General features: G+C 51.5%; 6 protein-coding genes. 2 read left to right on the forward strand and 4 right to left on the reverse strand.

Going from position 1 to position 7,976, the window contains the following annotated elements:
- Positions 1 to 433: 433 nt before the first annotated feature.
- Both K2I50_RS05135 and gltA read left to right on the forward strand, forming a co-directional pair.
- The gene (locus K2I50_RS05135) at positions 434 to 1,216 is read left to right on the forward strand and encodes a sulfide/dihydroorotate dehydrogenase-like FAD/NAD-binding protein (protein WP_301025146.1); all 783 of its coding nucleotides are present in this window, start codon (positions 434 to 436) and stop codon (positions 1,214 to 1,216) included.
- A 12-nt stretch (positions 1,217 to 1,228) separates the two neighbouring features.
- Positions 1,229 to 2,686 carry an NADPH-dependent glutamate synthase gene (gene gltA / locus K2I50_RS05140; protein WP_301025147.1) on the forward strand — a complete coding sequence of 486 codons (1,458 nt, stop codon included), beginning with the start codon at positions 1,229 to 1,231 and terminating at the stop codon, positions 2,684 to 2,686.
- 152 nt (positions 2,687 to 2,838) lie between these two features.
- Here the strand turns inward: gltA and K2I50_RS05145 are convergent, their stop codons facing one another.
- The 4 genes from K2I50_RS05145 to K2I50_RS05160 all read right to left on the reverse strand — a co-directional run.
- Complete coding sequence (locus K2I50_RS05145; RefSeq protein WP_301025148.1) at positions 2,839 to 3,708, reverse strand: M23 family metallopeptidase; 870 nt, start codon at positions 3,706 to 3,708, stop codon at positions 2,839 to 2,841.
- A gap of 59 nt (positions 3,709 to 3,767) precedes the next feature.
- The gene (locus K2I50_RS05150) at positions 3,768 to 4,910 is read right to left on the reverse strand and encodes a Wzz/FepE/Etk N-terminal domain-containing protein (protein ID WP_301025149.1); all 1,143 of its coding nucleotides are present in this window, start codon (positions 4,908 to 4,910) and stop codon (positions 3,768 to 3,770) included.
- 6 nt (positions 4,911 to 4,916) lie between these two features.
- Complete coding sequence (locus tag K2I50_RS05155; RefSeq protein WP_301025150.1) at positions 4,917 to 7,295, reverse strand: SLBB domain-containing protein; 2,379 nt, start codon at positions 7,293 to 7,295, stop codon at positions 4,917 to 4,919.
- A gap of 342 nt (positions 7,296 to 7,637) precedes the next feature.
- Positions 7,638 to 7,976 (reverse strand): inositol-3-phosphate synthase (locus K2I50_RS05160; RefSeq protein WP_279149667.1); only part of this gene is annotated, 339 nt, incomplete at its 5' end.

Here is a 7,976-nt window from a genome sequence, read left to right on the forward strand (position 1 = left end):
TGTTTAATAATAAATGTTGCCGCCAGGGTCGTATAGCTTGAGACGATTTTCGACATGTGACGAAGGAGTGTACTTTGTGTACACGACTGAGTAACAGGGCGAAAAGCGGCCAAGATATACGAGACAAAAGATAATTTTATAATCACTCAATCTCTTGCTGACTTTAAAAAAATGCAAAAATATATCAACGATATGACCCAAATTACATTTCGTCGGTCATTCGCCGGCATCTTTCCGCTTGCGCCTCGGTCGTTATGGAACCCCATAACTCCCTCATCACAAGCGAAAATCTGCACGACGCTTGACCGCCCCAGCGTTAACAAATATTGGTGAACGGGGTCTAAACAAGCTCTAATCAGTTTGCATTACGTAATATTTATTTTAATTTTGCATTCTTGCTTAAGCATTCTGTTAAATTCCAACATATAACCCTATGAATAAAATTCTTGAGAAGGAGCACTTCTCCGAGAAAGTGGTCAGGCTTGTGGTCGAGGCGCCATCTATAGCGCGTTCGCGACGTGCGGGTCACTTTGTGATAGTGCGTTGTGGAGACCACGGCGAACGCATTCCGCTTACGATTGCCGATGCCGATACTGACCGTGGAACAATCACACTGGTAGTGCAGGCAATCGGGGAGTCGACTTCCAAAATCTGTGCCCTTGAGCCGGGAGAATATCTGACTGATGTGGTAGGACCGCTGGGTCAGGCCACTCATATCAGTAAGGTCGGGACAGTAGTATGCTGTGGTGGCGGCGTCGGCGTGGCTCCATTGCTCCCGATCATCAAGGCTATGAAAGCTGCCGGAAACCGTGTGGTAACTGTGCTTGCCGCGCGTACGCGTGAACTTATCATTCTTGAGGAGCAGGTTGCTGAATACTCCGACGAGGTAATAGTAATGACCGACGACGGCAGTTATGGCAAGCAGGGGCTTGTGACCAACGGAGTCGAGGAGGTAATCAATCGTGAGAAAGTCGACATGGTCGTCACAATCGGACCTGCGGTGATGATGAAGTTTGTGGCTCTGCTGACCAAAAAGTATGACGTGCCGACGATGTGCTCGCTTAACACTATAATGGTTGATGGAACCGGAATGTGCGGCGCCTGCCGTGTGACTGTCGATGGGAAGACCCGCTTTGTATGTATCGACGGGCCTGAGTTTGACGCACATAAGGTTGATTTTGATGAAATGATGATGCGTTTGCGTTCATATAACTAACTTAGAAATAATATGTCGACAACCATATCGCCTCGTGATGCCCAGTGGCGCGAGGATTTGCGCAAGGCCCGCTCTGCCAAAGAGCGCGCGTCGATTGCGCGTGTGAAGATGCCGGAGCTTGACCCGGCTTATCGTGTTACATGCAACGAGGAGGTAAACCGTGGGCTTTCGCCCGAGGCCGCCGTGATTGAGGCTACCCGATGCATGGACTGCCCCGATCCGCAGTGTGTCACCGGTTGCCCTGTAGGAATCAATATTCCCGGATTTATAAAGAATATTGAGCGTGGCGAGTTTGGCCAGGCCGCTCGGGTGCTGAAAGAGACGTCGGCTCTCCCGGCAGTATGCGGCCGTGTGTGCCCGCAGGAAAAACAGTGTGAGAGCCGCTGTATATATCATAAGATGAAGAAGGAGCCGGTTGCGATAGGATATCTGGAGCGTTTTGCCGCCGACTTCGACCGTACGTCGGGAGAAGAAAGCGCGGTTTCCCGTCCGAAGAGCAACGGCATAAAGATTGCTGTTGTCGGCTCCGGTCCGGCGGGACTTTCGTTTGCCGGCGACATGGCAAAGCGTGGCTATGATGTCACCGTATTTGAGGCTTTGCATGAAATCGGCGGTGTGCTCAAGTATGGCATTCCTGAATTCCGACTTCCTAATTCGGTGGTCGATGTCGAGATACGCGGTCTTGAGGATATAGGCGTGCGTTTTGTGAAGGACACTGTCGTAGGCAAGACTTTAAGCTATGAAGACCTTCATGAAATGGGATTCCGCGGGATATTCGTGGCTTCCGGAGCTGGGCTTCCGCGCTTCATGGGCATCCCCGGTGAAAACTATATCGGCGTGATGTCGTGTAACGAGTATCTCACCCGTATCAACCTGATGGGGGCCGGGCGCTCCGGATACGATACTCCTGTCATGCATGGAAAGCGTGTGGCGGTAATCGGTGGCGGAAATACCGCGATGGATGCTGTGCGCACCGCACGTCGTATGGGTGCGGAGAGTGCAATGATTGTGTACCGCAGGAGTGAGGATGAAATGCCTGCACGAGTGGAAGAGGTGAAGCACGCAAAGGAAGAGGGTGTGGAGTTCCTGACACTGCACAACCCGGTGGAATACCTTGCCGACGAGAAGGGCCATGTCAATATGATGCGTTTGCAGCGCATGGAGCTTGGCGAGCCTGATGCATCTGGTCGCCGTTCGCCTGTACCTGTAGAGGGTGCTGTGGAGGATATCCCTGTCGATATGGTTGTGGTAAGTGTCGGAGTATCCCCCAATCCGCTTATCCCCAATGCCATAAGCGAGCTTGAAGTCTCGCGACGCGGCACAATTGTCGTAAACGAGGATACGATGCAGTCGTCGATTGGCGACATCTATGCCGGTGGTGACATTGTGAGAGGCGGTGCTACCGTGATTCTCGCTATGGGCGACGGCCGGCGTGCTGCTCTACATATGCATGAGGCTCTCAACTGCTGATGGCCTTATGGAGTCATAAAAATGTAAGGAGATAAACTCAATCCCCGGCAGCCTGTCAATCTGATGGGACTGCCGGGGATTGTGGTTTATCGGTGATTTATCGGTCAGGCATGTGTTACAGGCGGCGTCGACGCTTTTTTATCAGGCATGTGTTACAGGCGGCGTCGACGCTTTTTTATCAGGGATGGATTGTAGAAATTGAATACAGTCATCGGATTGATGGCTGTGCCGTTGTAGCGTGTCTCGAAGTGGAGATGAGGTCCGGTCGAATTGCCTGTGTTGCCGCTTAAGGCAATAGGCTGGCTGGCATCGACCTTATCGCCTGTTTTGACAAGTGATGAACTGAGATGGGCATAGCATGTCACGATACCATTATCATGGACTACCTCAACGTAGTGGCCGTAGCCATGGGCCTCATAGCTAACTTTGTCGACGATTCCTGGAAGTGCCACGCGCACCGTATCGCCTACCTCCATGGCTATGTCGATGCCTTTGTGCACTCGATTGAATTGCTCGCGGAAGCCGAATCCCGATGTTATGCGTCCCCATTCAGGACTGTAGTATGACACGCCGCTTATGGGCGGTACAAGGGAGTAGGTGTCGGTATATGGTTTTGTCTTTACGCAACTTCCCGATTGATAGAATCCATATGCTGAATATGCGCCGGATATGAAGTCGAGACTGCCGTATCCGCCATTGCCCTGTCGCGTTCCGTCTGATTCGGTGTATGCCGATGAAATATCCGACAGGGCTACGTATAAATCTTCATGGTCGGCATAATATGCTGCCGTATCGGCTGTGGCATCATACGTGGTTATCTGTATTGAGTCGTTGCCGATATAGTCTACCAGTATGTCAAGCGGAGATTGCGATGACTGAGTGTTATCGACAACAGTGGTAGAGTCGGGAGTCGCCGATGATGCCTCTATCAAAACAGAAAGGATGTCTGTATGCCTGCTTTGTGATATGGCAGGCATTACAGACATCACTATAAGAGATGCGAAATGTATTGGTCGTAACATATACGTCTATACACAGGGGGAGGGGAGAGCCTGAAAGGTCTTAGCCTTGGAGTGCGCTATCAGTCTTTGTGGCTACGATTGTGCTCTTGGCTGATTTCAGCTTTTTTTTCAAGCTGCTTTTCCTTGTACTGGGCCAGGAAAGGAGATACCGAGAGAATCCATGCCGCACAGGCTACGAAGCCCAGGAATGTAAATCCGATGAGAATCAACAGTTTCTTGGGGCTTGCAGGCTTAATAGGTACTGTAGCCGGGGTGATTATAGCGTATACCGGAGTTGTTTCCTGCACCTTTGCCTGGGCGCTCTGTACGTGCTGGGCAGTCTGGTTGTACAGGTTGAATGCCAGTGTCGCCTCGTTTGCAAGGCGTTCCTTTATGGTCTGCGCCGAGTGGAAAGCTATTCCCTGGTTGCGGTCAAGATAGTCGGCATAGCGCTGCTGCACCTTATAATAGTTGTCCTTGGCTTCCTTGTTGAGCTTTTCGGCATATTCAAGGTCCTCGCGGGCTTTATTGGTACGGTAAGCTGTGATATACTCTTTCAGGCGCGATACAACGGTGTCGGCGAGGACTGCCGATACGAGCGGGTCCTGCATCTTGACATTAATCGATACAACCGATGTCTTGGCATCGACTGCCGCCGATATTCTTTGGTTAAGAGCCTCTACGAGAAGACTCTCATCCTGTGTGAGCTGGAAGCTGTTGAGCTTGTGGTCTGCGCCTACTTCGTCGACCGACTTGAAAAATCCGATAATCTTACCGGGCAGTCCGAGAATATAGCTCCACCAAGGCACGCTTGTCTCATCTTCCATAAACTGCTGCACGGTCATTTTCTTGCCATCTTCTTTGGTCGTTACCTCGACGTCGAATAGGCTTGTGACAAACGGTACAGAGCTTACCACATCAGGATAGAGCATCGGGTATACGGCATCGGCGCCGGCATCGGCTCCGGTATTGATACCGGCCATCGAGGCGAGAGCTCCCAGGCCACCGCCGGGCATTTTCGCACCGTTGCTTTCTGGGGCAAGCGTTACGGCAGTAACGTATTCGCGAGGGATGCTGAATGCTACTACCAGTCCGATTACTGCGCCGCATACGCTCCATTTGATGAGCTTTTTGCGCTGATCCCACAGTCTGGAGGCAAGATCAAGAAGGTCTATTTCTTTCTCTTCTATCTCATTATCGTTGTTTATCTTATCCTCTGTCATGGCTGTTTATTTGAAGATGTTGGTAATGGTCGCTCCCAATGCTGCTACAGAAGAGAATGTGGTAGCGAGTGTGAGAATCTTTGTCCAGTCGGTGTTGGATGTGTTGGGCTTTGACGGCACGATAATCTGGCATCCGGGTTCGATGGGGGTGCTGCGTTTTGCCTTGGCCACAGTACCGTTGAGGTATACGATAAACGCTTTGTTCTTACGTGCGCGCTGTCCGTAGCCGCCGGCCTGGTCGATGTAGTAGCCGAGTTTTTTGCCGGGCTCGTATACTACGGTGTTGGGGAACATAACGTCGCCGGCAATCTTGACTGTACTCTGCTGTTCGGGGATGAATAGCACGTCGCCGGGCTGGAGTACAACGTCGTAGTGTGAGCCGGGATTCTGAATGGCTTTCTCAAGATTGATACCTACATTGTAGGAGGGGGATACGTCGATTTTGCTGATTGCGATTGAATCGCCCATGCCGGGTCCGCTGTTTGCCATGGCAAGGCGGAGCACTTCTTTACGCGATGCGAGTTCGTCGTCGGAGAGGCGGCGTGTGAGGTATGCGCCCTTTATGTATGCTTCGTCGAGGACACCGCCGGCGCGTTTAATCAATTCTGTGAGGCGCTCGTTGCGCTTCTGGAGCACGTAGCTGCCTTCGAAAAGCACTTCGCCTCTGATTGATACCGACTCCTGTGCGTTGTATCCGGGGCTCTTTCTTACCTCTACATGGTCGTAGGGCATAAGTTTGAATCCCTGGCCGTTGTTCAGTGCCAGACCGTTTTCGATTGATACGGTGTATATTTCCGAAATCTGCTGTGTCTGCTGTGTCGAAGTCGGGTCGACGATTCTGCGAGAGATGTCGACGCGGGCTGTGGATGCGCCTTCCAGAAGGCCGCCGGCCTGGAAGATAAGGTCTTCGAGGGTAGTGTTGGCGGCAAACGGGTATGAGCCGGGACGTGCCACCTGGCCGCCGATGTAAAGGGCTCCGCGTTCTTCAAGCTCATGGATGCTTGAGATTACAAGTACGTCGTTGCGCTTGAGGGTTACGTCCTTGGCTCTGCCTTCGAGTATGTCCTTGAGGTCAAGTGCCATTACCTGGAGTTCGAGATCCGGACCTTCGCGATAGAGGAGCACACGGTCGGTGTATGCGTCGTCGGTCACACCATCGGCTTTTTTTACGAGATCGCCTACGGTCGAGATATCCTTGCCTATGGCAAACATGCCGGGACGGTATACGGCGCCCTTGAGTTCAACGCGGTTGGCATAGCGGTCGAGAATGGTGCCGACGGTGATGATGTCACCGTCCTGAAGACGATAGGAGGCAAATTCGCCGCGGTCGATGTTGTAGAGTTCGTTTTCAGTGCCTGACTGACGTGCCAGTCTTACCATGCCTTCATATGCGTCGCCTGTGAAGCCGCCTGCATATTCAAGGAGTGATTTTACAGTTTCTTCGGGTTTGATTTCGTAATACATCGGACGCTTTACATTGCCGTCGATGCTGACAAGCTGGCTGTAGGGGGGAACGATGATTACGTCGCCCTCCTGGAGGCGTATATTGCCGTTGGTCTTTCCGTCAAATAGGTATTCGTAGATGTCGACGCCGGCTACTTTCTTGCCGTTGCGGAGCACCTGGATGTTACGCAGCGAGCCGATGTCGTTGATGCCGCCTGCGCGGTAGAGCGCATGGAACACCGATGCGAATGGCGACATGCGGAATGTACCGGGGGTGGCTACCTCGCCGAGAATGTCGACCTGTATGGTGCGTACCTGTCCGAGTGTTACCTGGATGTCGGTCTCGGCATCTTCCATTCCGGCATATTTTTTTGAGAATGAGTTCTTGATGTGCTTGTTGGCATCGTTGATGGTCATTCCGTTGAGGTAAACCGGGCCGATCTGGGAAATCATGATGCTTCCTTCAGGAGAGATTGTCTGGCGCAGGTGGTCCTCCGATGTACCCCAGATGTCGATAATCACTTCGTCGCCGGGGCCGAGACGGTAGTTCTGGGGTGTGGCGATATTCTCGCTGGGCTCGAATGTGAGCGCGCGCGAGTTGAACACTTTATGGCCATAAATCTGGCGTGATGATACCTGTCCGTTGGCGCCTTCGTTTACTTCACGGCCTATGTCAATCATTGACTCTGAAGCAATGTCATTGTTGACATTGTGGCGACGTTCGGCTTTCGCTTGAGAGATGCTCTGTGTGGTAGGTGAGGTCTCGCTGTTTTGCTGCGACTCAAATTTTTCCTTGATTCTCTGAGCCTGTTCGGGAGTCACACCTTTTGCCATCAGTTCTTTTCCGATCTGTTGGTTGCTTTTTCCGGCAGCGGTCTGCTGCTTGATGTAGTCTATCACCTGCTGGTCGGTCATTGCGGCAGCCATTAGTGAGCATGCCATAAAGAGCGATAGAATAACACGCCTTATTTTCATCTGATAATGTAATTTATATGAGTTTCACACGCTTAAAGAGAAAAGAGATCTGTAAAAGTTAGATAAGTAATTATCGTAACTGTAAAGCCTCCCCCATTGTAGAATTGTATAAACTGGTTGAAAAACAATATTTTCCAATTCGGCGACAAAGTTAATAAGAATATCGGGTATACGCAAATTTTTGGCTGCTATATGAAGGCGCATGAAATATGAAGAACTGTAAAATGGAGCAGTATGAAAACAGTTACGGCAAGCACACCCGGGTGTGCTTGCCGTAATCTATATTGGTTGTCGCTAACGTGCTGTCGTTTAGTCGATGAGCTCGTCGGCCTTGTATCCGCCCATTTCGCGGATAGCGTTCTTGAGCATTGTGTACTGCTGGAAGAGGTTGTTTACGGGCACTTCGTCTACAGTGTAGTCGTGCATCGGGCTCTTGAGGAAGAAGCTCAGGAAGCGCTGTGTGCCGTAGCGGCCGTTGCGTGCGGCAAGATCGATGAGGAGGCAAAGGTCGAGACAGAGGGGAGCTGCGAGGATAGAGTCGCGGCAGAGGAAGTTGATCTTGATCTGCATCGGATAGCCCATCCAGCCGAAGATGTCGATGTTGTCCCAGCCTTCCTTGTTGTCGTTGCGCGGGGGATAGTAGTTGAT

It is taken from the genome of Muribaculum sp., from assembly GCF_029051885.1.
Taxonomy (GTDB): Bacteria; Bacteroidota; Bacteroidia; order Bacteroidales; family Muribaculaceae; genus Muribaculum.

Bases quoted from the DNA above. Each gene is read 5' to 3' on its own strand.
- K2I50_RS05135 (WP_301025146.1), top strand. From the start codon at position 434: ATGAATAAAATTCTTGAGAAGGAGCACTTCTCCGAGAAAGTGGTCAGG.
- gltA (WP_301025147.1), top strand. From the start codon at position 1,229: ATGTCGACAACCATATCGCCTCGTGATGCCCAGTGGCGCGAGGATTTG.
- K2I50_RS05150 (WP_301025149.1), bottom strand. From the start codon at position 4,910: ATGACAGAGGATAAGATAAACAACGATAATGAGATAGAAGAGAAAGAA.
- K2I50_RS05145 (WP_301025148.1), bottom strand. From the start codon at position 3,708: ATGTTACGACCAATACATTTCGCATCTCTTATAGTGATGTCTGTAATG.
- K2I50_RS05155 (WP_301025150.1), bottom strand. From the start codon at position 7,295: ATGGCATGCTCACTAATGGCTGCCGCAATGACCGACCAGCAGGTGATA.